16 protein-coding genes are annotated in these 25,776 nt (G+C 73.1%); 9 read left to right on the top strand and 7 right to left on the bottom strand.

The window, feature by feature from the left end; genetic code table 11:
• Positions 1-36: 36 nt before the first annotated feature.
• The 8 genes from AB0H93_RS30020 to AB0H93_RS30055 all read left to right on the top strand — a co-directional run bounded on the left by AB0H93_RS30020 (position 37) and on the right by AB0H93_RS30055 (position 17,168).
• Complete coding sequence (locus AB0H93_RS30020) at positions 37-255, top strand: MbtH family protein (RefSeq protein ID WP_358576934.1); 219 nt, start codon at positions 37-39, stop codon at positions 253-255.
• Complete coding sequence (locus AB0H93_RS30025) at positions 252-1,127, top strand: siderophore-interacting protein (RefSeq protein WP_358576809.1); 876 nt, start codon at positions 252-254, stop codon at positions 1,125-1,127. Before AB0H93_RS30020 ends, AB0H93_RS30025 begins: the two co-directional genes overlap by 4 nt.
• A 97-nt stretch (positions 1,128-1,224) precedes the next feature.
• Positions 1,225-2,217, top strand: a complete 993-nt coding sequence (locus AB0H93_RS30030) for an ABC transporter substrate-binding protein (protein WP_358576811.1) — start codon at positions 1,225-1,227, stop codon at positions 2,215-2,217.
• Between the two features lie 35 nt (positions 2,218-2,252).
• On the top strand, positions 2,253-3,245 hold the full coding sequence (locus AB0H93_RS30035; protein WP_358576813.1) for an iron ABC transporter permease: 993 nt from the start codon (positions 2,253-2,255) through the stop codon (positions 3,243-3,245).
• Positions 3,242-4,261 (top strand): iron chelate uptake ABC transporter family permease subunit, encoded by a 1,020-nt coding sequence (locus AB0H93_RS30040; protein WP_358576815.1) that lies wholly within the window; start codon positions 3,242-3,244, stop codon positions 4,259-4,261. Before AB0H93_RS30035 ends, AB0H93_RS30040 begins: the two co-directional genes overlap by 4 nt.
• On the top strand, positions 4,258-5,034 hold the full coding sequence (locus AB0H93_RS30045; protein ID WP_358576817.1) for an ABC transporter ATP-binding protein: 777 nt from the start codon (positions 4,258-4,260) through the stop codon (positions 5,032-5,034). Before AB0H93_RS30040 ends, AB0H93_RS30045 begins: the two co-directional genes overlap by 4 nt.
• A 307-nt stretch (positions 5,035-5,341) precedes the next feature.
• Positions 5,342-15,730, top strand: a complete 10,389-nt coding sequence (locus tag AB0H93_RS30050; protein WP_358576936.1) for an amino acid adenylation domain-containing protein — start codon at positions 5,342-5,344, stop codon at positions 15,728-15,730.
• On the top strand, positions 15,723-17,168 hold the full coding sequence (locus tag AB0H93_RS30055; RefSeq protein ID WP_358576819.1) for a DHA2 family efflux MFS transporter permease subunit: 1,446 nt from the start codon (positions 15,723-15,725) through the stop codon (positions 17,166-17,168). Before AB0H93_RS30050 ends, AB0H93_RS30055 begins: the two co-directional genes overlap by 8 nt.
• On the opposite strand, the gene AB0H93_RS30060 is transcribed toward AB0H93_RS30055, so the two are convergent.
• Complete coding sequence (locus AB0H93_RS30060) at positions 17,165-18,040, bottom strand: alpha/beta hydrolase (protein WP_358576821.1); 876 nt, start codon at positions 18,038-18,040, stop codon at positions 17,165-17,167. The two genes, AB0H93_RS30055 and AB0H93_RS30060, sit on opposite strands and share 4 nt — an antisense overlap.
• A 333-nt stretch (positions 18,041-18,373) precedes the next feature.
• On the opposite strand from AB0H93_RS30060, the gene AB0H93_RS30065 reads away from it, so the two are divergent.
• The gene (locus AB0H93_RS30065; protein WP_358576938.1) at positions 18,374-19,996 is read left to right on the top strand and encodes a thiamine pyrophosphate-binding protein; all 1,623 of its coding nucleotides are present in this window, start codon (positions 18,374-18,376) and stop codon (positions 19,994-19,996) included.
• 126 nt (positions 19,997-20,122) lie between these two features.
• On the opposite strand, the gene AB0H93_RS30070 is transcribed toward AB0H93_RS30065, so the two are convergent.
• The 6 genes from AB0H93_RS30070 to AB0H93_RS30095 are packed head-to-tail and all read right to left on the bottom strand — an operon-like array spanning position 20,123 to position 25,761.
• Positions 20,123-21,463, bottom strand: a complete 1,341-nt coding sequence (locus AB0H93_RS30070) for an MmgE/PrpD family protein (protein ID WP_358576824.1) — start codon at positions 21,461-21,463, stop codon at positions 20,123-20,125.
• Complete coding sequence (locus AB0H93_RS30075; RefSeq protein ID WP_358576826.1) at positions 21,456-22,337, bottom strand: polysaccharide deacetylase; 882 nt, start codon at positions 22,335-22,337, stop codon at positions 21,456-21,458. The genes AB0H93_RS30070 and AB0H93_RS30075 overlap by 8 nt, the downstream gene beginning before the upstream one ends.
• Position 22,338: 1 nt before the next feature.
• Entirely contained in the window at positions 22,339-23,193 is an 855-nt protein-coding gene (locus AB0H93_RS30080; protein WP_358576828.1) for a polysaccharide deacetylase, read from the bottom strand.
• Positions 23,190-24,059 carry an ABC transporter substrate-binding protein gene (locus AB0H93_RS30085; RefSeq protein WP_358576830.1) on the bottom strand — a complete coding sequence of 290 codons (870 nt, stop codon included), beginning with the start codon at positions 24,057-24,059 and terminating at the stop codon, positions 23,190-23,192. Before AB0H93_RS30085 ends, AB0H93_RS30080 begins: the two co-directional genes overlap by 4 nt.
• Positions 24,060-24,085: 26 nt before the next feature.
• On the bottom strand, positions 24,086-24,847 hold the full coding sequence (locus AB0H93_RS30090) for an amino acid ABC transporter ATP-binding protein (RefSeq protein ID WP_358576832.1): 762 nt from the start codon (positions 24,845-24,847) through the stop codon (positions 24,086-24,088).
• Positions 24,847-25,761 carry an amino acid ABC transporter permease gene (locus AB0H93_RS30095; RefSeq protein ID WP_358576834.1) on the bottom strand — a complete coding sequence of 305 codons (915 nt, stop codon included), beginning with the start codon at positions 25,759-25,761 and terminating at the stop codon, positions 24,847-24,849. The genes AB0H93_RS30090 and AB0H93_RS30095 overlap by 1 nt, the downstream gene beginning before the upstream one ends.
• Positions 25,762-25,776 lie beyond the last annotated feature (15 nt).

Below are 25,776 nucleotides of genomic sequence, written 5' to 3' on the forward strand. Positions count from 1 at the left end.
CGGCGTCAAGCACTATTCGAGAGAGGTGAGCAAGTCCTGATGAACCCGTTCGACGACCCGGAGGGCACCTTCCTGGTGCTGGTCAACGACGAGGAACAGCACTCGCTCTGGCCGGAGTTCGCCGAGATCCCGGCGGGCTGGCGGCAGGTGTTCGGCCCGGACGCCCGCGAGGCCTGCCTGGATCACATCCGGGCGAACTGGACCGACCTGCGGCCGAAGAGCCTGCGGATCGCGATGGGGGAGGGGGTCGCATGACGCGCGCGGAGGCGGAGCGGATCGGGCACCTGGACCGGATCGCGCAGGTCCGGGAAGGCCGGCACGCGGAGAAGGTGGGCTACCCTATCCGGATCCGCGAGACGGAGGTCGTGCGCACCGAGATGATCGGGGCCGGGCTCCTGCGCGTCACGCTCGGCGGCCCGGGCACCGAGGGCTTCGAAGCGCACTCGCCGTGCGAGCACGTCAAGCTCATGTTCCCGGACCCGGACGGCAGGCTGCGGCTGCCCGAGCAGAACGGGCTGCTGCTGCGCTGGCCCAAGCCGTCCCCGACGTCGCGCGAGTACACGGTGCGCCGGTACGACCCCGTCGCGGGCGAGATCGACATCGACATCGTGCTGCACCCCGGCGGCCTCGCCTCGGAGTGGGCGCGCGCGGTCGCGCCCGGCGACGTCATGCACGTGGCTGGCCCGCCCGGCGGGCTGATCGTGCCGCACACCTACGACCGCTACCTGCTGGCCGGCGACATCACCGCGCTGCCCGCGATCGCGCGTCGGCTGGAGGAGCTGCCGCGCACGGCGAAGGGCTGGGCGTTCATCGAGGTCGCCGACGCCGATGAGGAGATCGAGCTGTCCGCGCCGGAGGACGTCGAGGTGCGGTGGCTGCACCGGGGGCCGAAGCCGCCGGGCACGTGCGACGCGCTGGAGAGCGCCGTCCGGTCGGTGCCCGTGCTCGACGGCGAGCGGCTGTACGTGTGGCTGGCGGGCGAGGCCGGCGTGCTCAAGCCGCTGCGCCGCTGGGTCAAGGGCGAGCTGGGGCTGGACAAGCGCGACTACGACGTCACGGGCTACTGGAAGCGCGGCATCGCGGACTTCGACGACGACCACGACCACCACCACGAGCACGAGGCGTGACCGGGTGAGCGGTTGCGGCAGATCGTTCTTGTGGACGCCGCGGACCGCCGATTAAGGTTAGCCAACCCTAAATTAACCTCAAGTCAAGGACACACGAATGCGTTTAGCTCGGTCTTTCGGGGTCGTCGCCGCCCTCGTCGTCGCCGCGGCCGGTCTCGCCGGCTGCGGGGCGGGCGGCTCCGCCACGACCGCGGATGCCCAGACCCGGGTCTTCGCCGCGGACAACGGCCAGATCACCATTCCGGCCAAGCCCCAGCGCGTGATCGCGACCGGGTACGCGGTGCCGGCGCTGATCGAGGCCGACGCCCCGCTGGTCGGCATCTCGGCCTGGGCGCGCGGCGTCCCGATGTTCACCCCAGAAGACCTCGCGACGTACGAGAAGCTGGACAAGGTCGCGGGCGAGTCGGCGGCGGAGACCAACTACGAGGCGATCGCCAAGGCGCGGCCCGACCTGATCGTGATCGGCGTGCCCACCCCGGTGCTCGGCGACGTCGACGTGGAGCGGCTCAAGGCGGTCGCGCCGGTCGTCGCGATCGGCCCGAAGAACCCGGCCGAGTGGCGCGAGCTCACCCGCAAGTACGCCGACGCCGCAGGCGCGCTGGAGAACTACGACGCGGCCAAGGCGGAGTACGAGGCGAAGGCCGCCGAGCTGAAGCAGAAGTACGAGCCGGTGCTGCCGGGGCTGAAGCTCGGGCACGTCGGCTCCTACGGCCAGGTGGCCAAGGGCAACTTCCAGCGCGAGTTCGACAAGTCGTGGGGCACCAGCGTCATCAACGACATCGGCGGCGACTACTACGGCGACGTCAAGGTCAAGGGCGGCGGCTCGCGCGACGTCAGCGAGTACCCGTCCATCGAGGAGCTGCCCGCCGCGTTCGCGGAGGCCGACGCGATCACCTACTCGGTCAAGCCGGACGGCACGGTCTCCCCGGCGGTGCAATACGTGCTCGACTCGGAGCTGTGGAAGAACCTGCCCGCGGTCAAGGCCGGCAAGATCTTCCCGATCCGCTACACGGAGGCGGCGACCTACCCCGAGGCGATGCGCGCCCTCGACGCGATCGACCAGGCGTTCGCCCCGCTGCTGGCGCAGTGATCTCCGGCAGTCGCGTGAGTTCGACGAGAGATGGCATGGCGCCCGGGTCGACCGGGCGCCGTGCCGTGATGCTGCTGGGAGCGGCCGTCGCCCTCGCGGCGGCGGCCGTGCTCGGCATCGCCATCGGCGCGCAGTCGCTGCGACCCGCCGAGGTGCTGCAAGCGCTGGTGGCCTTCGACGGCTCATCCGAGCACCTGATCATCTGGGACGTCCGCGTGCCGCGCGTGCTGCTAGGCATCAGCGTTGGCGCGGCGCTGGCCGTCGCGGGCGGGCTGATCCAGACGCTGTCCCGCAACCCGCTCGCGGAGCCCGGCATCCTCGGCGTGACCGTGGGAGCCGGCTTCGCCGTCGCGGTCGGCTCCGCGCTCAGGGTGGCGGTTTCCCAGCTCGGCGAGCTGCTCGCGGCGATCGTGGGCGCGGTGCTGGCCGCGCTGCTGGTCTACGCGGTCGGGCGCCGGTCGCCGCTGCGGCTGGTGCTCACGGGCGTTGCGCTGAGCGCGGTGCTGTCCGGGCTGTCGCTCGGGTTGCGCCTGCTGAACCCCGAGGTCTTCGACCAGTACCGCTTCTGGGCGGTGGGCTCGCTGGCCGGCCGCGAGCAGGTGCCGCTGGGGCTGCCGCTGGTCGCGATCGGATTGGCGCTGGTCGCGGCGATGCTGCTCGCCCGGTCCCTGAACGCGATCGAGCTCGGCGAGACCGTCGCGCGCACCCTCGGCACGCGCGTGGCGCGGGTGCGGGTGGCGACGCTGGTCGTGATCACGGTCCTGACCGGGGCGGCGACGGCACTGGCCGGGCCGATCCTGTTCGTCGGGCTGATCGTGCCGCACCTCGCCCGCCGGATGGCCCCCGGCTCCGTCCCCTGGCAGCTGGCCTACACCGCCGTGCTGGGTGCGGTGCTGATGCTGCTGTCCGACGTCGGCGCCCGCGTGCTGCTGCCGACGGGGGAGGTGCCGGTGGCGATCGTGACCGGCTTCCTCGGCGGCCCGGTGCTGATCTGGGCGGTCCGGCGATACGGGTCGGTGGCGCTATGAACGCGATCGTGGTGCGTGCGCGCGGCCGGGCGCTGCGCCTGCCGCGCCGGACGGTCCTGCTCGCCGCCGCGCTGATCGTGCTGATCCTCGGCCTCGCGCTGCTCGGGCTGTGCTTCGGCGCTTCCTGGCTGTCGCCGGGGGAGGTGCTGGCCGCGCTCGCGGGCACCGGCGACTGGACGGTGGTCGTCGCGCAGTGGCGGCTGCCGCGCGTGCTCGCCGGGATCGTGTTCGGCGCGGCGCTCGGCGTGGCGGGGGCGATCTTCCAGAACATCACCCGCAACCCGATGGGCAGCCCGGACGTCATCGGCCTCGACGCGGGCGCCTACACCGGCGCGCTGTTCGCGATCACCGTGCTGTCCGGGACCTCCGCGCAGCTGGCGGGGAGCTCGGTGCTCGGCGGGGTGCTGGCCGCCGCGGTGATCTACCTGCTCTCGGCCAAGGGCGGGCTTTCCGGGCTGCGCCTGGTGATCGTCGGCATCGCGATGAACGCCATCCTCACCTCGGTGAACGCCTGGATCGTGCTGCGCGCCGAGCTGGAGGTGGCGATCGCCGCGGTCGGCTGGAGCGCGGGCTCGCTCAACGGCATCGACTGGGCGGACGTGTACCTGCCGTTCGCGATCATCCTGGGCCTGCTGGCGTTGCTGGCCACCCAGGCGCACGCGATGCACCAGACCGCGCTGGGCGACTCCGTCGCCGTGGCCACCGGTGTTTCGCTGCACCGGCACCGGTTGCTGCTGGTGCTGGTCGGCGTCGGATGCACGGCGACCGTGACCGCGGTGGCCGGGCCGATCGTGTTCATCGCGCTGGCCGCGCCCCAGATCGGGCGACGGCTGGCCAAGGCCGCCGGCGTGCCGCTGTTGCCCGCCGCCCTCACCGGCGCGGTGCTGCTGCTCGCAGCGGACCTGATCGCGCAGATGCTGCTGGCGCCGGTGTCGCTCCCGGTCGGCGTGGTGAGCACCGCGATCGGCGGCTGCTACCTGATCTGGCTGCTCACCAAGGAGGTGGAGCGCGCATGACCTCGCGACTGAGCGCGCGGGAACTCACCCTGGGCTACGGCGACAGGGTGGTTTCCACCCGGCTCGGCCTCGACATCCCGGACGGCGCGTTCACCGCCATCGTGGGCCCGAACGCGTGCGGGAAGTCGACCCTCCTGCGCGCGTTCGTGCGGCTGCTGAAGCCCGTTTCGGGCGAGGCGAACTTCGACGGCCGGCCGGTCGGGTCGTACCCGACCAAGGAACTCGGCCGCGCGCTGGGCTTCCTGCCGCAGGACCCGGCAGTGCCGGAGAACATCCGGGTGGAGCAGCTGGTCGGCCGGGGCCGGTTCCCGCACCAGTCCTTCCTCGCCACGACCTCGGAGGAGGACGAGCGGGCGGTCGCCGAGGCGATGACCGCCGCGGGCGTCGCCGAACTGGCCGAGCGGCCGGTCGCCGAGCTCTCCGGCGGGCAGCGGCAGCGGGTGTGGGTGGCGATGGTGCTGGCCCAGCAGACGCCCTACCTGCTGCTGGACGAGCCGACGTCGTTCCTGGACATCGCGCACCAGTACCAGCTGCTGACGCTGCTGGCGAAGCTGCGCGACGAGGGGCGGACGATCATCGCGGTGCTGCACGACATCAACCAGGCCTGCCGCTACGCCGATCACCTGGTGGCGATGAAGGACGGCCGGGTCGTGGCGGAGGGCGCCGCCGCCGACATCGTCGACGAGACGCTGCTCGAAGACGTCTTCGACCTCCCCAGCATCGTCGTCCCGGACCCACTGACGGGCACGCCGATGGTCGTCCCGAAACCCTGACCCCGCGTGCTGTGCCGCAATTTCAATGGAAATCGAAGATCCGATTTCCATTGAAATTGCGGGAGTTGTCCACAGCCTTCGGCGTGGCGTGGCCCGACACGCCGAAGGACCGCAGTTTCCATTGAAACTGCGGGACCGGGTTCGCACCGCCGAGGCCGCGGGTGAGATCGGCGTGACGTTCGCTTGAGATTGTCTTAGCTTAGCCTAAGCTAACGATGACCTTGGTCGTTGTCATCCCCAGGAGCCCGCGTTGAGCACTGCCAGCATCGAGTCCCGCACTCCCGCCGAGTTGCCGAGGGACCAGGCGATGGAGCTGACCCGCGCGCAGCTCGGCGTCTGGAACGCGCAGCGGCTAGAGCCGGACTCGCCGTACTACGTCGTCGGCGACGTGGTGGAGCTCTCCGGGCCGGACCCGATCGACGTGGACGCGCTGGCCGATGCGGTGCGGGCCACCACCGACGAGGCGGAGAGCCTGCGGCTGCGGGTGTTCGAGACCCCGGACGGGCCGCGCCAGTACATCGACGAAGGCCCGACCGAACTGCCCGAGATCGTCGACCTGCGGGCCGAAGCCGACCCGGCGGCCGCCGCGGAGGCGTACATCGCGGCCGAGCGCGGACGGCTGGCCGCGGAGTGCCGGGAGATGGTGGGCCGCAGGCTCTACACCCGGACCGTGCTGCGGCTCTCCGACCGCGAGGTCTGGTACACGCAGCTCGGCCACCACCTGGTGTTCGACGGCTACAGCGCGGCGATGCTGGCTCGTCGCACCGCCGAGCACTACACCGCCCGGATGAAGGGCGTCGAGGTCTCGCCGTCGCCGTTCGGCCGGTTCGCCGAGCTCGTCGAGGCGGACCGGGAGTACCTCGCTGGCGAGCGGTTCGCGGCCGACCGCGACTACTGGCGCGACGTGCTCACCCCGCTGCCGGAGCTGGCCACCGCGGTGGACGAGCCCACCGGGCCCGCGGACGAAACGCTGGTCGCGCGTGCGGTCCTGCCCGCCGACGAGGTGGCGAGGCTGCACGCGGTCGCCGAAGCGGCGCGCACCAGCTGGGGCGAAGTGCTCATCGCCTGCTACGCCGCGTTCGTGCACCGGGTGTCGGGGGAGTCGGACGTGGTGTTCGCGCTGCCGCTGATGTGCCGGTTCGGTTCCGGCCTGCGCACCCCCGGGATGGCGGTGAACGTGCTGCCCCTGCGGGTGCCCGTGCGCGGCGGCGACCGGCTTCCCGAACTCAGCCGCCGGGTGGCCAAGGCGATGCGCGACATGCGCAGGCACCAGCGCTACCGGGGCGAGAACTTGCCGCAGGACCTCGTCGCGCCGGGTGCCGGCGCGCTGCTGCACGGCCGGGGCATCAACCTCAAGGCGTTCGACCTGACCATCGACTTCGGCGGCGCGACCGGCGTGATGCGCAACATCGCGGGCGGGCCGCCGGAGGACCTCGGGCTGAGCGTGCTGCCGACCGCCGACGGCGGCCTGCTGCTCGGCTTCGAGGTGGACGCGCGCACCAACACCCAGTCCGATGTGGACGGCAGGCTCGCCGCGCTGCGCGGGCTGCTGGCGCAGCTCACCGCCGATGACGCCCCGGCCGTGGGGCAGGTGGAGCTGATGGCGCCGGCCCTGCGGGAAGAGCTGCTCGCCGAGTGGTCGGTGCCCGCGCTGCCGGGCGAACCGGTCGACGTCCCGACCGCCCTGAACGAGCTCGCGGCCGCGGAACCGGAGCGGACCGCGCTGGTGCACGGCTCCGAGAGGCTGTCCGCCGCGGAACTCGCCGTGCGGGTGCACCGGCTCGCCCGCGCATTGCGGGCGCGGGGCATCGGCCCGGACGACGTGGTGGCGCTCGCGCTGCCCCGCTCTGTCGACCTGGTCGTGGCGCTGCTCGCGGCGCAGGACGCGGGTGCCGCGTACCTGGCGCTGGACCTCGCGCATCCGCCGGAGCGGCTGCGCGAGCTGCTCGCGGACGCTCGCCCCGCCCTGCTGCTCACCAGTGGGGAAACCGGGCTCGACGCCGAAGTGGACCTGCACGCCGCGGAGTTCACCGCCGAACTCTCGGGCTACGCCGATACCCCGCTGGCGGACGACGAACTGGCGGCGCCGCGACACCCCGAGCACCTCGCTTACGTGATCTACACGTCGGGCTCGACGGGCCGGCCGAAGGGCGTGCTGGGCCGGGTCGGCGCGCTCGCCGGTCTCCTGCACCACAACCGCAGCACCGTCGTGGCCGAGACGCACCGGCAGGCGGGGCGGCGGTTGCGCACGGCGCACACCTACTCCTTCGCCTTCGACGCCTCCCTCGACCAGCTGCTCTGGCTGCTGTGCGGCCACGAGCTGCACCTCTACGACGTCGAGCTCGCCAAGGACGCCGACGCGCTGCTCGCCGCCTACCGCGAGGACCGGATCGACGTCGTGGACACCACGCCGTCGATGGCGGCGCCGCTGGTGGATGCGGGATTGCTGGACGCCGAAGACCACCGGCCGTCGCTGCTCGTGCTCGGCGGCGAGGCCACACCGGGCGCCCTGTGGCAGCGCGTCGCCGACTCGCCGGTGCCGGGGCGCAACCTGTACGGCCCGACGGAGGCGACCGTGGACGCCACCGCCGCGGTGATCGACGGTGCCGAACACACCATCGGGCGGCCGCTCGCGGGCACCTGCATCTATCTGCTGGACGCCGCGCTGCGACCCGTCGCGCCGGGCGCGATCGGCGAGCTGTACCTGGCCGGGCCGCACCTGGCCCGCGGCTACCTGAACCTGCCCGCGACCACCGCCGAGCGGTTCGTCGCCGATCCGTTCGGCGCGCCCGGCGACCGCGCCTACCGCACCGGCGACCTCGCCCGCTGGGTGCCCGGCCGCGGCCTGGAGTACCTGGGGCGCGGCGACGGGCAGGTGAAGATCCGCGGCTACCGGGTCGAGATCGGCGAGGTCGAGGCCGCGCTCGCCGCGGTCGCCGGGGTGAGCGCGGCGGCGGCCGTGTTGAACACCGACGGCGAGCGGCCGAGGCTGATCGGCTACGCCGTGCCGTCGGACGGGGCATCGCTCAGCCCGGAGGCGGTGCGCACCGCCGTCGCCGAGCGGCTGCCGGACGCGCTGGTCCCGTCGGCCGTCGTGCTGCTCGACGAACTGCCGGTGACGATCAACGGCAAGCTGGACCGGGCGGCGCTGCCCGCGCCGCGGATCGAGTCCGGCCGCGCGCCGAGCACCGAGCGCGAGCGCCTGCTCTGCTCGGTCGTCTCGGAGGTGTTCGGCGCCGACGAGGTCGGGGTCGACGAGGACTTCTTCGGCCTCGGCGGCGACAGCATCTCGGCGATCACCGTCAGCGCCCGGCTCCGGGCGCACGGCCTGCACCTCCGGCCCCGCGACCTGCTGGCGCGCCGCACCCTCGCCGCGCTCGCGGCCTCGGCGGAGGAGATCGCGGACGAGCCCGCGCAGGTTCCGGACGACCCGACCGGGCCGGTGCCCGCGCCGCCGATCGTCCGGGGACTGCTCGACCCGCACCCGGACGTCGACGTCGTGGCGGGCTACGCGCAGTGGACCGCGCTGCACGTGCCGGAGGGCCTCGCGATGGGAGACCTCGTCGTCGGCGTCCAGGCCGTGCTCGACCGGCATGACGCGCTGCGGCTGCGCGCCGAGGGCGCGGACGCGCTGACCGTGCGCCCGCTCGGGGCGGTGCCCGCGCAACGCGTCGTCCGCGAGGTGCCGAGTTCGGCGGATATCGCCGGTATCGCCGAGGAATTGGCGGCCGAGCTGGACCCGCGCGCGGGCGAGGTGCTCCGGGTGGCGCTGGTGCGCACCGAGGCGGGCGTGCCCGATCGGCTCCTAGTGCTGGCCCATCACCTGATCGTCGACGGCGTGTCCTGGCGGGTGCTGCTGCCGGACCTGCACGCGGCGTGCCAGGCCGCGGCGGACGGCACTAAGGCCGAGCTCTCCCCGGCAGGCACGTCCTGGCGGCGGCACGCGACTCTCCTTGCGGAGCAGGGCGAGCAGGGGGCTCGACGCGGCGAGTTCGCGGATTGGCGCCGGGCGGCGGAAGCCGCGGTCCGGCTCGGCAGCCGCGCGCTGGACCAGCGGCTGGACACGGTCAAGACGGGATTCCGGAGCACGACCACGGCCACGCCGGAGGCCACTGCGGCCGTGCTGACCGCGCTGCCGGAGGCCTACTGCGCCGGGGTCGACGAGGTGCTGCTGGCCGCGCTCGTGCTCGCGCTGCGCTCCGTGCGGCCCGGCACCGACGCCGCGACCGTCACGATGGAGGGGCACGGCCGGGAACCGCTCGTGGACGGTGCGGACCTCTCCAGCACGGTCGGCTGGTTCACCAGCGAGTACCCGGTCCGCGTGCCGGCGGATGCGGTGGCCGCCGATGCGGACTTCGCCGAAGCGCTGGCCGGCGGCCCGGCGGCCGGGCGGCTGCTGCGCGCGGCCAAGGAGGCCAAGCGCTCGATCCCGGACGGCGGCATCGGCTACGGCGTGCTGCGCCACCTCGACCCCGAGACCCGGACCGAGCTCGGCGCGACGCCGCCGCCGGACGTGCTGCTCAACTACCTCGGCCGGTTCGCCCCGCTGCCGGGCGGGGGCTGGCGGCTGCCCGACGGCGACCCGTTCGCCGTGCTGGAACCGCCGGACAAGGCGCTGGAGCAGGTGCTGGCGCTGAACTGCTTCGTGCACGAGGCCGACGCGCCCCGCCTCGCCGTCGAGTGGACCGCCGCCGGGCTCGTGCTGACCCCCGACGACGTGGCCGAGCTGCAGCGCGCGTTCGCGACCGCGCTCGACGCGCTGGCCGCGCACGCCGAGGGCCTCGGCGCCGGCGAAGGCGGACTCACGCCCTCAGACCTTCCGCTGGTGGACCTCGACCAGGCCGGTGTCGACGCGATGCAGGCCGCCCGGCCGATCGCGGACGTGCTGCCCGCAACCCCGCTGCAGGTCGGGCTGTCCTTCCACAGCATGGTGCGCGCCGATACCGACGCCGACGTGTACGTCGTGCAGGCGATGACCCACCTGGCCGGCGCGTTGGAGCCGGAGCGGTTGGCGGGCGCGGCGGCGGAACTGCTGCGCCGCAACCCCGCGCTGCGGGTCTACCTGGACACGACCGCGGCGGGCGAGGTCATGCAGGTCGTGCCCGCGGACGTGGACCTGCACTGGCGCGAGGCCGACCTGTCGGCGAGCTCTCCGGAAGAGCGGGAGCGCGCGCTCACCGAGCATGCCCGCGCGGAGCTCGACCGCCCCTTCGACCCGGCGCGGCCGCCGCTGATCCGGTTCCTGCTGTGCAAGCTCGGCGAGACCGAACACCGGCTGCTCATCACCAACCACCACGCGCTGCTGGACGGCTGGTCGATGCCGCTGGTCGGGCGGACCCTGCTCGCGATCTACGCCGAGCTCGGCGGCGGCGATCCGGTGCCGACCGCGCCACCGCTCGTCGAGTACTTCCGCTGGCTGGCCCGCAGGGACGGCGAGGCCGCGCTGCGGGCCTGGCAGGACGAGCTGGCCGGGATCGACGAGGGAACCCGGCTGGCACCGGCGAACCCGACGTCCCGGGTGGACCGGCCGGGCCGGGTCGCGATCGAGCTCGGCGCCGGGTTCAGCGCCGAACTGCGCGCGTTCGCGCAGGTCAGGGGCATCACCCTGACAACCGTGCTGCAGACGGCGTGGGGCGTGCTGCTGGGCAGGCTCACCGGTCGGCGCGACGTGGTCTTCGGTTGCCCCGTGTCGGGCCGGCCCGCCGAGGTGGACGGCGTGGCCGCGATGATCGGGCAGCTGGGCAACACCATCCCGGTCCGGGTTCGGCACGCCGCGGGCGACACCGCCGCACGGCTGCTCTCCCACGTGCACGAACGCAGCGTCGCCCTCGCCGATCACCACCACGTGGGCCTGCCGGACATCCAGCGCGCCGTCGGCGCGGGCGAGCTGTTCGACACGATGCTCGTGATGGAGAACTTCCCGCTCTCCAGCAGGCAGCGCACGCCGCTCGCGCCGGGCCTGGAACTGGCGGGCGTGGACATCACCGACGCCACGCACTACCCGCTGACCGTGGTCGTCATCCCCGAGGACGAGATCGTCATCGGGCTCGGCTACCAGTCGCACGCCTTCGACGAGGCGACCGTCCGCGACTACGGCCGCTGGCTGCTCGCGCTGCTGCGGGAACTCGTCGCCGACCCGGACCGGCCCGTCAACCGGCTGCCGATGCTGGAACCCGCCGAGCGGCGTGACCTGCTGGCGGCGGGCGCCGGGGCCGCGCCCGCACACGACTACGGCAGCGTGCTGGCGCGGTTCGCGAAGTGGGTGGGTGGCAAGCCGGACGCCGAGGCCGTGGTGTGCCGCGACCGGGTGCTCAGCTACGTCGAGCTGGACCGGCGCGCGAACCGGCTGGCGCACGCGCTGCTGGCCGCCGGAGTTCGCCCGCAGGACCCGGTCGCGGTGCTGCTCGGCCGGGACGTGGAACAGGTCGTGGCGCTGTTCGGCGTGCTCAAGGCGGGCGCGGTGTACGTCCCGGTCGACCCGGGCTACCCGGCCGACCGGCGGGCCTACCTGCTCGGCGATGTCGTCCCGGCCGCGGCCGTGATCACCTCGGACGTGCTGGCCGGCCTCGACGGCGGCCTGCCCTCGGATCTCCGGGTGTTGTCGCTGGACGGCGCCGCGCCGGACGGCCCCGCCGAGTGGGACGCCGACCCGGCGGACGCGCGCCGCGGCCTCACCGAGGACGCGCTGGCCTACATCATCTACACGTCCGGCACGACGGGGCGGCCGAAGGGCGTCGCGGTGCCCCACCGCGGCATCCCGGACCTGGTCGCGCTGCAGGAGGAGACGTTCGGGATCACCGAGCGCGACCGCTACCTGCACTTCGCCTCGACTAGCTTCGACGTCGCGTTCTTCCAGACGATGATGCCGCTGCTCTCCGGCGGCACGCTGGTGATCGCGCCGGAGGAGGTGCGGATCCCCGGCGACGAGATCCTCGACTACGCCGCCGAACACCGGGTGACCGCGCTGAATCTGCTGCCGTCCTTCCTGACCGCGATGCCCGACGACGCCGAGGTCGACCCCGGCGTGATGTTCATGGTCGGCGCGGAACGGCTGGACCCCGCGCTGGCGCGGCGCTGGGGAAACCGGCGCGCGCTGTTCAACTGCTACGGACCCACCGAGGTCACGATCAACGCGGTGACCTGGAGGTACGACCCCGACGACGCGGGACCGCTGCCGATCGGCCGCCCCGATCCCAACGTGCGCGCGTACGTGCTGGACGAGGGCCTGCAGCCGGTCGGGACCGGCGTCACCGGCGAGCTGTACCTCGGCGGCCCGGGCGTGGCCCGCGGCTACGTCGGCAGGCCGGACCTCACGGCGGCGGCGTTCGTCGCCGACCCGTTCGGCCCGCCGGGCTCGCGGGCCTACCGCACCGGCGACCTGGTGCGGTGGCGGCCGGACGGGCAGCTGGTGTTCATCGGCCGCGTCGACCACCAGGTCAAGATCCGCGGGTTCCGGATCGAGCTCGGGGAGATCGAGAGCACCCTCACCCGGCACCCGGACGTGCGCGCGTGCGTGGTGATCGTCCGCGAGGACGAGCCGGGGCAGCGGCGGCTGGTCGGCTACGTGATCCCCACCGACGGCGCCGATTTCGACGCCGCGCTGCTCCGCGAGCACCTCGCCGCCCAGTTGCCCGACTACATGGTGCCGACCGCGCTGCTCCCGCTGACCGCGCTGCCGCTGAACACCAGTGGCAAGCTCGACCGTGCGGCGCTGCCCGCGCCCGGCCCGGCGGCGGCCTCGCGGGAGCCCGCAACACCCGCCGAGGCGTTGCTGCTGGACATCTTCCGCGAGGTGCTCGGCACCGACGCGATCAACCTCGACGACGGGTTCTTCGAAGTCGGCGGCGACAGCATCGTGGCGCTGCAGGTGGTCTCCCGTGCCCGGCGCCGCGGTCTGGGGGTGAGCCCGCGCGACGTGTTCGAGGGCGGCACCGTGGCGGGCATCGCGGTCCTCGCCGAAGACGACAGCGAGGCCCGCACGGCGGCTCCGGCCTCCGGGGACGTCCCGCTGACGCCGGTCATGCGCGACCTGCTGCGCCACGGCTCGGCCGCATCCGGGTTCTGCCAGTGGATGGAGGTGTGCGTTCCCGCCGGTGGCGACGAGGCGACCTGGCAGGCGGTGCTGGACGCCGTGCTCGCCCGGCACGACGCGCTGCGCGGCTACCTCGTCGACCCGGTCGACGGGGAGCCGGTGCTGCGCATCCCCGAGCCCGGCGCGGTCACCGGCGCCGACGTGCTCACCCGCATCGCCGCGTCGGTCGACGACGACCCGCGCCCGTTGCTCGACGCGCACATCCTCGAGGCGCAGGCCCGGATGGACCCGTGGACCGGGCCGCTGGTGCGCGCGTTCTGGCTGGACCGGGGGCCCGGCGAGCTGGGCAGGCTGGTGCTGCTCGCGCACCACCTCGTCGTCGACGGGGTGTCCTGGCGGATCCTGCTCGACGACCTCGCCCAGGCGCACGAGGCGGCCGCCGCGGGCACGGCGCCGGAGCTGCCCCGGTACGGGGAGTCGTTCCTGGGCTGGGCGCGGTCGCTGCGCGCGGCGGTCGAGGCGCGGCGGCCGGAGCTGCCGCATTGGCGCGATATCGCCGATGCAGCGGCGGCGCCGCTCGGCGCGAAGTCGCTGGACCCGGCGCGGGACACCGCCGCGACCCTGGTGCACCACGAGATCCGGCTCGACCCGGAATCCACCCGCGCCCTGCTCACCACGCTGCCCGTCGCGTACCGGTGCACGCCGGACCCGGTGCTGCTCGCCGCGCTGGCCCGAGCCGTGCGGGCCTGGCGCGGGGAAGCGGCGGACCTGGTGGTCTCGCTGGAGAGCCACGGCAGGCCGCCGCACACCCCGGACCGGTCCGGCCAGGTGGACCTGTCGCAGACGGTCGGCTGGTTCACCGCGATCCACCCCGCACGCGTGGCGCTGCCCGCCGGCGGCACGGCGGCGGAGCTGAAGTCGGTCAAGGAACAGCTGCACGCGAGCGGCGACGGCCTCGGGTACGGCATCCTCGCCGGCGCGGCCCCGGCGATCCGGCCGCAGGTCAGCTGGAACTACCTCGGCACCTACCCGACCGGCGGCGGCGAGGACGCGGCTTGGCGGCGCCCGGCCGACGCGGACCCGTTCGGCTCCGGCGGTGGGGAAGAACTGCCGCTGGACCACCAGCTCATGATCAACGCGCTGGCGCGCGACGACGGCGACGGCGTCGCGCTCGGCGTCCGGCTCAGCTGGCCCCGCGAGGTGTTCGCGGACGGGGAGATCGCCGGGCTCGCCGAGCACCTGCGCGCGGAACTGCTGTCCGTCGCCGCCGATCCCGGCGCGGCCGCGGGAGCCGGGCTCACGCCGTCCGACCTCCCGCTGGTCGACCTCGACCAGGCCGCGATCGAGCGGTTGGAGTCCGAGCGCCGCGTGGCGGACGTGCTCCCGCTCGGGCCGCTGCAGGAGTTGATGCTGCGGCACTCGCGGGACCGGGCCGACGGCGCCGCCGACCCCTACACGGTGCAATCGACGTTCTCCATCACGGGTGCGCTGGACGTCGACGCGCTGCACGCCGCATGCGGCGACCTGGTGCGCAGGCACCCGAACCTGGCCGCGGTGTTCCCGCCCGACCGGGCGGTGCAGGTGCTCCCCGCCGACCCGCGCCCGGACTGCAGGCTGGTCGAAGTGGATCCCGGGGCGGTGGAACGAGCGTTGGCCGCGGACCTCGCGGAACCGTTCGACCTCGCGGCCGGGCCGCCCCTGCGGCTCACCGTGCTCCGGACTTCGCCCGAGCAGGCCGAGGTGGTGCTGACCAGCCACCACGTGCTCTCCGACGGCTGGTCCGCGCCGCGCATGCTCGCGGAGCTGTTCACCCACTACGCGTCGCGGGTGCGGGGGAGCGCGCCGAGCGCTCTGGCCGCGCCGATGCCGTTCGCCTCGTACCTGAGGTGGCGTTCAGAGCGGGATCACGACGCCGACGCCCGCGCGTGGGCCGCCGAGCTCGACGGGCTGCCCGAGGGCGACCACCTGGCGGCCGCCGGCGGAGCGCTCACGGCCCGGGAGTTCCCGCAGCCGGTGCTGTTCGAGGTGCCAGCGGAACTGGTCGGGGCGTTGACCTCGGCCGGGTCGGTGCGCGGGCTCACCGCCAACACCCTGCTGCAGGGCGCTTGGGCCGCGGTGCTGGCGGCGCGTTCCGGGCGCGCGGACGTCTGCTTCGGCGCGATGGTCTCCGGCCGCTCGGCCGGGGTCGACGGCGTCGAGGAGATCGTGGGACTGCTGGCCAACGCGGTGCCGGTGCGCGCGCGCTTCGCGGGCACGCTGGGCCAGGCGTTGGCCGATCTGCAGGCGCGACAGCAGGGCATGGCCGACCATCAGCACGTCGCGCTGCCCGATCTGGAGCGGCTGCTCGGCCGTCGCAGGCTGTTCGACAGCCTCGTGGTGTTCGAGAACTACCCGGCCGACGCCGAACGCCTGCGCCACCCCGCGCCGGGGCTCACGGTCACCGGCACCCGGTTCCGCGAGGCGACGCACCACCCGGTGACGCTGACCGTCGTGCCGGACGGCGACGGCTGGGCCGGCGTCCTCGGCTACCGGCCCGAAGCCATCACCGCGGCGGACGCCTGGGCGCTGAGCCGGGAACTGCTGGGCGCGCTGGCCGGGCTCGCGGGCGGGCTGGACTCCGATGCGGCCGGGTTCGTCGGGCAGCTGCGGAGCACCGATGGCTGAGGCGGCCACTCGCGAGCGCATCGACCCGGCCCTGTGGCGCACCGCGTTCGTGCTGGTGCTCGGCACGTTCATGGCGACGCTCGACGCGACGATCGTCAGCGTCGGCATCCGGGAGCTGATCGCCGACTTCGACGCCTCGGTCACCGAGATCCAATGGGTGACCACGGCGTACCTGCTGGCGGTGGTCACGGCCGTCCCGGCGTCGGGCTGGCTGGCGGGCCGGTTCGGCGGCAGGCGCACCTGGCTCGCCGCGGTGGCGCTGTTCCTGCTGGGCTCGGCGCTGTGCGCGCTGGCCTGGTCGGCGACGAGCCTGATCGTGTTCCGGGTGTTGCAGGGCCTCGGCGGCGGGCTGCTCCCGCCGACCGGTCAGGCGCTGCTGGCCCGCGCCGCCGGTCCCGGCCGGATCGGGCGGGTGATCAGCGTGGTCGGGGTGGTGCCGCTGCTGTCCCCGGTGCTGGGGCCGCTGATCGGCGGCTCGATCCTCGGCGTCGCGGACTGGCCGTGGCTGTTCCACGTCAACCTGCCGATCGGGATCGTCGCGCTCGCGCTGGTGCCGCGCTGCGTTCCCGCGGATCCGCCGGCCACCCGGCGGGAGCCGTTCGACTTCGTCGGCGCGGCGCTGCTCTCGCCGGGAATCGCGATGCTGGTGTTCGGCCTCGGCGAGGTCGGCGCGCGCACCATGCCGATCGGGGTGGCGCTGTGCGCGGCGGTGCTGGGCGTGGGCATGCTCGCCGGATTCGTGTGGCACGGGCTGCGGACCGACCGGACTCCGCTGCTGGATCCCCGGCTGTTCGCCCGGCCGCCGCTGGGCGCGGCCGCGCTCGCGCTGGTGGTGCTCGGCGCCTCGGTCTTCGGCACGATGTTCCTCCTGCCGCTGTACCTGCAGGAAGGGCGCGGTCTGTCGGCGTGGGAGGCGGGCCTGCTGCTCGCGCCGCAGGGCGTCGGCGCCGCCGCGGGATCGCTGGTGGTCAACCGCCTCATCGACCGGCTGGCGACGCGGACGCTCGTGCTGACGGGAATCGCGCTCATCACGATCGGCACGGCCCCGCTCACCAACCTCGCGGTGCTCGGAGCGGACGCGCTGCTCGGCTCGGCGCTGCTGGTGCGCGGCGTCGGCATCGCGATGATCAGCGCCCCGGTGATGAGCGCCGTCTACCGGCGGATGCTCCCGCCGGAGCTGCCCGGCGCGTCGTGCGCGCTGAACATGCTCAACACCGTCGGCGGCTCCGTGGGCACCGCTCTGCTCGCCGTGGTGCTCCAATCCAGGCTGGCCGAGCGGGAAGCCCTCGGCGTGGCGGTGGCGTTCGCGGACACCTTCTGGTGGGTCCTCGGCTGCTGCCTCGTCGCGGTGCTCGGCGCCGCCCTGCTTCCGGGGGCCGCCAAGTCCGATCCGGCCGCGACGCCCGAGCCGGACGCCGCGGCCCCGCGCGCCCGCTAGCCGGCCTGCAGGAGCTTGGCGATCTCGGCGACGATCACGTCCGGTTCGGTGAACGGGACGTAGTGGTTGGAGCGTGCCGCGATGACGTGGCGGCCTTGCGGGGACTGCGCGGCGCGGTGGGCGTGCGAGGCGTTGGCCTCGGCGCGGATCGCGAGGCCCATGCCGTTTCCGGTGCGCCCGCCGGAGATGACGGTGACCGGGATGGATCCGAGGTCGGGTGCGGCGCCGCGCCAGGCGGCGAGTTCGTCCAGGAACGTCCGGGCCTGCAGCCGCTGGGTGCGCAGGACTTCCGCGGTGAACCCCTCGCGTTCGAAGTCGCGGCGCACGTCGTCGGGCAGTTCGGCGAGCATCCGGCGGAAGGGCAGGCCGAGCAGGCCCAGCCGGGCGAGGACCGAGCCCGCCGCCAGCGCGTAGCGCTCGCCGCGGCGGAACCTGTTGCCGAACAGCACTTCCGCGGCCTCGTCGGTGGGGTCGACGAGCACCAGCCCGGCGATCCGGTCGGGCCGGCCGGCGGCGGCGAGGCGGACGATCGGGCCGCCGGCGCTGTGCCCGACCAGGACGAACGGGCCGGGTTCGAAGTGGTCGAGCACCTCGTTGAGGTCGTCGGCCATGCGCCGGAGAGTCCGGTCGGAGCGGTCGGGCGCGCTGCGGCCCAGGCCGGAGCGGTCGTAGACGATCGCGCGGGCGTGGCGGGCGACCTCCGGCTGGACGGCGGCCCAGGAGGACCGGCTGGCGCCGGAGCCGGCCTCGAAGACGACGGTGGGCGTGGCGGCGTCGGGCGGGCCGGGTAGGACCATCGCGTGCAGCCGTCGCCCGTCCTGGGTGGGGACCCAGTCCGATTCGCCTTGGGTGTGCAAAGCGGTGTCGACCATGGTGGATTCCCCTCAGATCGCTGGTCTTCCAGGCGTTCGGCGGGCCCGCGCCGAACGCGGTTCGCAGGGGAGCGGGGCAGTCCTAACAGGACGTCGCTCACCCGGGCCCGGGAGTCCGCTGCGATTCCGCGCCGGGCCTTGCGCTTTCGCCGTCCACCCGACCCCCATCGTAATTAAGGGTAGTCTAACTTGATCTGGTGCGCGGTCGATTCGCTCGGGTTTCCGCGCGGCGGCGCGGGAAACCCTTGTTTCCCGTAGAACTCGTGATGTTTCATGGTGGGTGTCTTCGCGGTTCGGCAGGGCCGCAGCGGTGGAGGGAGAACTCGTCGCGTGATGCGCACCGGAGGATCGCTCGTCGTCGAGTCGCTGGCGGCGTTGGGCGCGGACACCGCGTTCGGCGAGCCCGGCCAGCACGCGCTCGGGATCTTCCAAGCCCTGGCCGGGTCCGGGCTGCGGTACGCGGGTTTCCGGACCGAGCTCAACGCCGGGTTCGCGGCGGCGGGTTTCGCCTGCGCCACCGGTCGTCCGGCGCCGCTGCTGGTGTCGACCGGCCCGGGCGCGCTGATCAGCCTCGCCGCGCTGCAGGAGGCGGCATCCGCCTCGATCCCGGTGGTCGTCATCGGCAGCCAGGTCCCGTCGGCCGGTTTGGGCGGCCCGCGCCGGGGTTTCCTGCACGAACTGCCCGACCAGCGCGGGTGCGTGGCGCAGGTGGTGAAATCCGCCGGAACCGCCCGGCATCCGTCGCAGATCCCGAGCGCGATCGCCCGCGCCTGGGAGGTCGCGCTCACCCCGCCGCACGGCCCGGTCTACGTCGAGATCCCCCAGGACGTCCTGCTGGCCGAGGTCGATGTCCCGCCCGTGACCGGGCTGACCGCGACGCCGCAACTACCGGCGCCCCGGCCGGAGCTGATCAGTGCCGCGGCGGCCGATCTGGATCGTGCGCAGCGCCCGGTGATCCTGGCAGGCGGCGGAGTGGTGCGCGCCGGGGCCGAGGACGCCCTGCTGGAACTCGCCGAGAAGCTGCGCGCCCCGGTCGCGACGACCTTCGGCGCCAAAGGCGCGTTCCCCTGGCTGCATCCGCTGTCGGCGCAGTCCTGGCTGGAGGATCAGCACACCACGGACTTCCTGGCCGACGCGGATGTTCTGCTCGTGGTCGGCAGCGGGCTCGGGGAATTGTCCAGCAACTACCACACATTCCGGCCGCGCGGGCGCGTCATCCAGGTCGAAGCGGACCCGGGCAAGCTGGAGGCGAACGTGCCGGCGCTGGGCGTTCACGCCGATGCGCGGCTCGCCCTGGAGGAGTTGGCTTCGGCGGTCTCCGCCCGCGAACCCGACGGCGCGGCGGAAGCGCGTGCCGGCGAGCTGCTGACGAAGATCCGGCGCCGGCTCGACGGCCAGGACCTGGGCACCGAACGCGCGCTCGTCGAGGCGATTCGCGCCGCGCTGCCCGACGACGCGCCGAGCTTCTGGGACATGACGATCCTCGCTTACTGGGCCTGGTCGGCTTTCGATGCGCGCGTCCCGGGCGCGATGCAGTCGGCGCAGGGCGCCGGCGGGCTCGGCTACGGGTTCCCCGCCGCGTTGGGCGCCGCCGTCGCGCTGGGCGATCAGCGTCCGGTGCTGGCGGTTTCCGGTGATGGCGGCGCGATGTACGGCATCAGCGAGCTGGCCACGGCGCGGCAGCTGGGGTCGAACGCGACCTGGTTGATCGTGGACGACGGCGGCTACGGAATCCTGCGCGAGTACATGACCGACGCCTTCGGGGCCACCTTCGGGACGGAGCTCGCCCGGCCCGATTTCGTCGCGCTCGCGGAGTCCTTCGGAGTCCCGGCGCGCAGGTCGACGCCGGAAGACCTGGAGCGGGACCTCGCGGCCGCGCTGGCGGAGCCGGGCCCGAACGTCGTGGTGCTGCAAGCGAATCCGCGCATGTTCGCGCCGACGCACCTGCCCGGCTGAGTCGACGGCTCGGCGGTCGTTTCAGGGTGGCTCCGCCCGGATGATCTTGAAGACACCCGGTGTCGGTTTCGCGCGAAACCGCCGTCCTGCGTCCCATGCGTCCCGCATACCGTTCTGAAACGCCTCTTAGACAAGGTGGTCCAGCAGCAGCCGGGCGTCCGGCAGCTCGTCGAGGCGCAGCACGGTGTCGACCAGGCGCTCCGCGGCCGGTTCCGGGACGAGCCGGCGGAACTTGGCGATCAGGGCGTCGTCGCCGATCGGGTTGGTGGGCGAGCCCAGCGGATCGGTGACGCGGTACTGGTAGCCGGCGCCTTCGGTGACCAGGCCGATGACCGGTTCTTCGGATGCTGGCATCGACGAATCCACCTCCAGCACGACGGAATCCATGATCGCGCGCACCCGCTCGTCGCGACGTTGCTCCGGGCCGTACGCCGCGAGGTCCGCCACGCCGAACGCGATCTGAGCGGCGACTGCGTACGGCAGGCTGAGCTGCGCCGTGCCGAGGGTTCGCGTGTCGCGGCCACCGCACATGTCGGCCAGGAACGGGCTGAGCCTGACGCGCACCTGGCGGATCTCGTCGGCGCGCAGGCTGTGGTCGCGCATGAGTTGCGCGACGGCATCGACGGCCGAGTGCGTGCCGCGGCACGACGCGTGGGGTTTGATGGCGCACCGCTGGATCCGCCACTGCACGCCGAGCCCGTCGGTGAGCGCGGCGTGCTCGGCGGTGGCCGGCGCGAAGGTGCTGAGGAATCCGCCCCAGACGTCGTCGAGGGCGTGGACCGGGCCAGGGATTCCGCTTCCGGCGAGCGCAGCAGCGGTGACACCGGCTTCCGCGGCCCGGCCCGCGTGCAGGCGCTTGCTCAAGGCGCCATTGTGGACGAACGCCCAGAGGCCACCGCTCATCGAGGCGGCGAAACCCACGGCCGCGGAGCATTCTTCCGGGGCAAGCGCAAGGATGCGGGCTGCTGCGGCGGCCGAACCGAAGGGCCCACAGGTGCCGGTGGAGTGCCAGCCCGCTTGGTTGTGCTCCTGGTAACCGCCGCAGCCCTCCAGCGCGCGTCGGGCGAGGTCGTAGCCGAGGACGATGGCGACCAGCAGCTCCGCACCGGAAACAGCTCGGTCCGTCAGCGCAAGGGAGGCCAGGGCGGCGGGCACGACGACCGCTCCGGAGTGGTCGCAGCCGCCGGTGTCGTCGAGCTCCAGCGCGTGCGCAGCCACGCCGTTGGCCAGCGCGGCGTCGCGAGCCGTCGTGAGCAGGCCGGTTCCCCAGATCGCGGCTCCTGCGGCGGTCGGAGTGGTGAGGGTTGCGGTGATCCCGGCCGTTTCCGGTGTCCTGGCACCGGCCAGGGCCGCGCCGAGGGTGTCGAGGAGGTGCCGCTTGGCCTTCTCCGCGACGCTGCCGGGGAGGTCTGCGAAGGCGGTTCCGGCGATGAACCCGCCGAGGCGGGTTGCCGTGGGCTCAGGCATCGGAACCACCTCCGGTCAGCCGGGCGAAGACGTCGGCCGGGTGCCCGGGCTCGTTGACGGGGTGGTTCTCGCGCCACCAGCCCGCGATCTCGCTGCCGGTCGCGAACCACGCCCCGCCGGTGGCGCGGATGCGCCGGAGGAGCTCGCGGACGAGCCCGATGCGCCCGGGGGTTCCGGACACCTCCGGGTGCAGGCGGAGGACGTAGCAGAGCCCGAACCGGTGGTACGCCTGGAATTCCCGCCACCAGTTGTCCAGCACGTCGGCGTAGCCGGCGATCCGGCACTGGCCGGCGGGCATCGGCGGGTCGAGGTTGAACACGAAGTACGGGGCGTCTTCGAGCTCGTGGTGCAGCGGGATCTCCACCGGCCCGGCGGGGTGGACGTACGGCAGGTCGTCGCCGCGCCACGACGAGGACCAATCGATTCCCGCCGCCGCCAGCGCCTCGGGGAGCCCGCGGGCGAAATCGCCCTGCGGCACGCGGAATCCCCGGGGCCGCGCACCGGTGATCCCGGCGAGCGCCTCCTGACCGGCTTCGATCGCGGAAAGCTGGCCGGCGAGGTCGAGCCGGTCGAAGTCCTCGTGCGCGAAGCCGTGATTGCCGATCTCGTGACCGGCGGCGTGGATCCGCTCCACCAGCTCCCGATGCTCGTGGGCGTTCGCGCCCGGGACGAACCAGGTCGCCGGCACGTCGAGATCGGCGAACATCGCGAGCAGCCGGTCGACGCCGCGCGTCGCGCCGTAGCGGAACTGCGACAGCGTCTTCTCCCGCGATTCCAGCGAGGGATCCGCGGAAAGCAGGGCGAGGTCGCCGTCGAAATCCACCGTGACCGCCACGGCGCACTGCTGCCCGCGAGGCCAGGTCCGCGTCGCCATGTCACCCCTCCTCCGGAACGTCCTGCACCTCGCGGTGCCATTCGGCGATGTCGCGGCAGGTGGCGAACCACACGTCGCCCGGGCCGCGCATGTGGGTCAGGAGCCGCTCCAGCAGCTGCAGCCGCCCGGGCTTGCCGACCACCTTGGGGTGGAACAGGGTCGTCATGCACAGCCCTTCGGCCCGGTGCCCGTCGAACTCGCGTCGCCAGTTGTCCAGGGTGGTCGCATAGCCGGCGATGCGGTCCTGCCCGGCGGGGAAGTCCGGCCTGCGGTGGTACGCGAGATACGCGTAGTCGTCGAGCTCCCAGCGCGCCGGAATCTCCACCAGCGGCGACAGCCGCCCGTCGATGCGGTGCCGGTAGGGCCGGTCGTCGCCGCGCATCGAACTGGAGTAGCGGAATCCGTGCTCGACCAGCAGCCGCGGGGTGTCGACGGCCCAGTCCCCGGACGGCGTGCGATAGCCGACCGCGGGCGCGCCCAGCACGTCCGCGAAGATCTCCTGGCTGCGCCGGAGCACCCGCCGCTGCTGGTCGGTGTCGAGATCGCGGAACGACTCGTGCCGGTAGCCGTGGTGGGCGACCTCGTGGCCGCGCGCCACGACGTCCTGGCAGCGCTCCGGCCACGTCTCCACGACCCAAGCCGGGATGAAGAACGTGGCCGGGATCCCGGCGGCGTCGAGGAGGTCGAGGACCCGCGGCAGCGCCCGCCACGGGCCGTACGAGCCGAGCGTGAAGTACTCCGGTTTCCGCCAGATGCTGCCGTCGAGCATGGCTGTCCCGGTCGGCCCGTCGAGGTCGAAGGCGAGGGCGACGGCCACCCGGGCGCCGCCCCGCCAGACCAGCCGGCCACCGCTCACGGCTTGACGCCGTTGACCACCGGCCGGGTGGCCCCGTAGCCGAGGCCCCACTTGTCCAGGATCGACTGGTAGGAGCCGTTGTCGACGACGGCGGTCAGGGCCTTCTGCACCGCGGTGGCCATCTGCTGGTCGCCCTTCTTGACCACCACGCCGAAGGGCTTGCCGGGCAGCGGTTCCAGGACGGTTTCGAACTTCGCCGGGTCCTTCTTCTCGAAGAACGCCAGGTTCTCGCCGCTCTGCACCGCGACGTCCGCGCGGCGCTGCTCCAGCTGCAGGCGGGCAGCCGATCCCGAGTCGGTCGGCAGCAGCTCGATCGGCGGGAGTCCCTTGCCGCCGCACGTTTCTGCGTCGTACTTCTGCACCATCAGGTAGTAGTCGGTCTTCTTGCTCACCGCGAGCTTCTTGCCGCACAACGATTCCGGCGAGGTGAACTCCGCGGCGCGCTCCTGCAGCGAGTAGAACTGGGCGCGGGAGAGGAAGTAGTCGACGAAGTCGACCGTCTTCTGCCGCTCGGTGGTGTCCGAGAGCCCGGACATGACGATGTCGACGCGGCCGGTGGCCACCGAGTTGAGCAGCTGGTCGAAGGGCTGCTCGACGAACTCGGCCTTGACGCCGAGCTGCTGCGCCATGGCGTTGGCGATCTCGACGTCGACGCCGACCACCTGGCCGGTCGCCTCGTCGCGGAACTCCATCGGCGGCAGGTCCGGGGACATCCCGATCCGGATCGTCCCGGACTGCGCCACGACATCGGGCAACCCGCTGCCGTTCGATGCGCCGGTGTTGGTGCTGCCGCCCGCGCAGCCTGCCGTGCCGAGCAGACCGGCGAGCAGCGCGGCAGTGAGTACCTTGGGACCTTTTCGAAGCATGACTACCTCGCTCGAAGAATCGGGGGTCAGAGAACCCGCTGCAGGAATGCTTGGGTGCGGGGGTGTTCGGGGTGGTCGAGCACGGCCCCGGGCGCGCCGATCTCGACGATCGCGCCGGCGTCCATGAACGCGACCCGGTCGGCGACCTCGCGGGCGAAGCCGATCTCGTGGGTCACCACGATCATCGTCAGGCCCGACTTCGCCAGGTCCTTCATCACTTCGAGGACCTCGCCGACCAGCTCGGGGTCCAGCGCCGAAGTGGGTTCGTCGAACAGCAGCAGCGACGGCTCCATCGCCAGCGCCCGCGCGATCGCCACCCGCTGCTGCTGGCCGCCCGAGAGCTGCCGCGGATACGCGTCGCGCTTGTCGGCCAGCCCGACCCGGGCCAGGAGTCCCTCGGCCCGGGCGACGGCCGTGGCCTTCGTTTCCCGCTTGACCTGGACCGGGCCCTCGATCACGTTCTCCAGCGCGGTCAGGTGCGGGAAGAGGTTGAAGCGCTGGAAGACCATGCCGACGGACTGCCGTTGCCGGGCGACGGACCGCTCGCCCAGCTCGTGGAGCTTCCCGCCGCGCGGCTCGTAGCCGATGACCTGGTCGCCGACCCAGATCCGGCCGCGGCTGATCTGCTCCAGGTGGTTGATGCAGCGCAGGAAGGTGCTCTTGCCCGACCCGGAGGGCCCGAGCAGGCACAGCACCTCGCCGTCGGCGACCTCCAGGTCGATGCCCTTGAGGACCTGCAGGTCGCCGAAGCTCTTGTGCACGCCCTCGGCCCGCACCAATGCGGTCATCACGCACCTGCTTTCTGCCGCAGCACGGCTGCCCGCAACCGCTGCAGCGGGGTGGGCGGCAGCGCACGGCTCGTGGCACCGCGCGCGTAGTGCCGTTCGAGGTAGAACTGCAGCGCGGACAGCACCGACACGGCGGCCAGGTACCAGATGGCGCAGACGATCAGCAGCTCCATGATCCGGTTGTTGACGAAGTAGATGTGCTGCGCCTCCAGCACGATCTCGGTGACGCCCACGGCCGACGCGAGCGACGTCGTCTTCAGCATGCTGATCGTCTCGTTGCCCACCGGCGGGATGATCACGCGCATCGCCTGCGGCAGCACGATCCGCCGCAACGCCTTCAGCCGCGTCATCCCGATCGCCCGCGCCGCCTCCAGCTGCCCCTCGTCGACGGACAGGATCCCGGCGCGCACCACTTCGCTGGTGTAGGCGCCCTGGTTGATGCCCAGGCCGAGCGCGGCGGCGACGAACGGCGTCACCAGCTCGACCGTGCGGCCGGTGTAGATGCCCGGGATCGAGACCACCGGGAAGATCAACGCCAGGTTGAACCACATCAGCAGCTGCAGGTACACCGGCGTCCCGCGGAAGATCCACACGTAGACCCAGGCGACGCCGCTGGTGATCGGGTTCTTCGACAGCCGCATCACCGCGACGACGACGCCGAGGACGATCCCCAGCACCATCGCCACGATCGTCAGGACGATCGTGAGCACCAAGCCCTTGAGCAGCACGGGTGCGGCGAGGTACTCGCGGACCACCGACCACTCGATCTGCGCGTTGGCGAAGGAATGCGCGAACCAGGCGACGCCCGACAGCACGACGACCGCGGCGACCCAGCGGCCGAAGTGCTTGCGCGGCACCGTTTCCCAGTCCGCGCCCGCCGTCGTCGCGGACTCGACCTGGTGCAGCGGGCTCATGACTGGTCCGCCTCT

This window comes from Saccharopolyspora sp. NPDC050642 (genome assembly GCF_040654735.1).
GTDB classification, from domain to species: Bacteria; Actinomycetota; Actinomycetes; order Mycobacteriales; family Pseudonocardiaceae; genus Saccharopolyspora; species Saccharopolyspora elongata.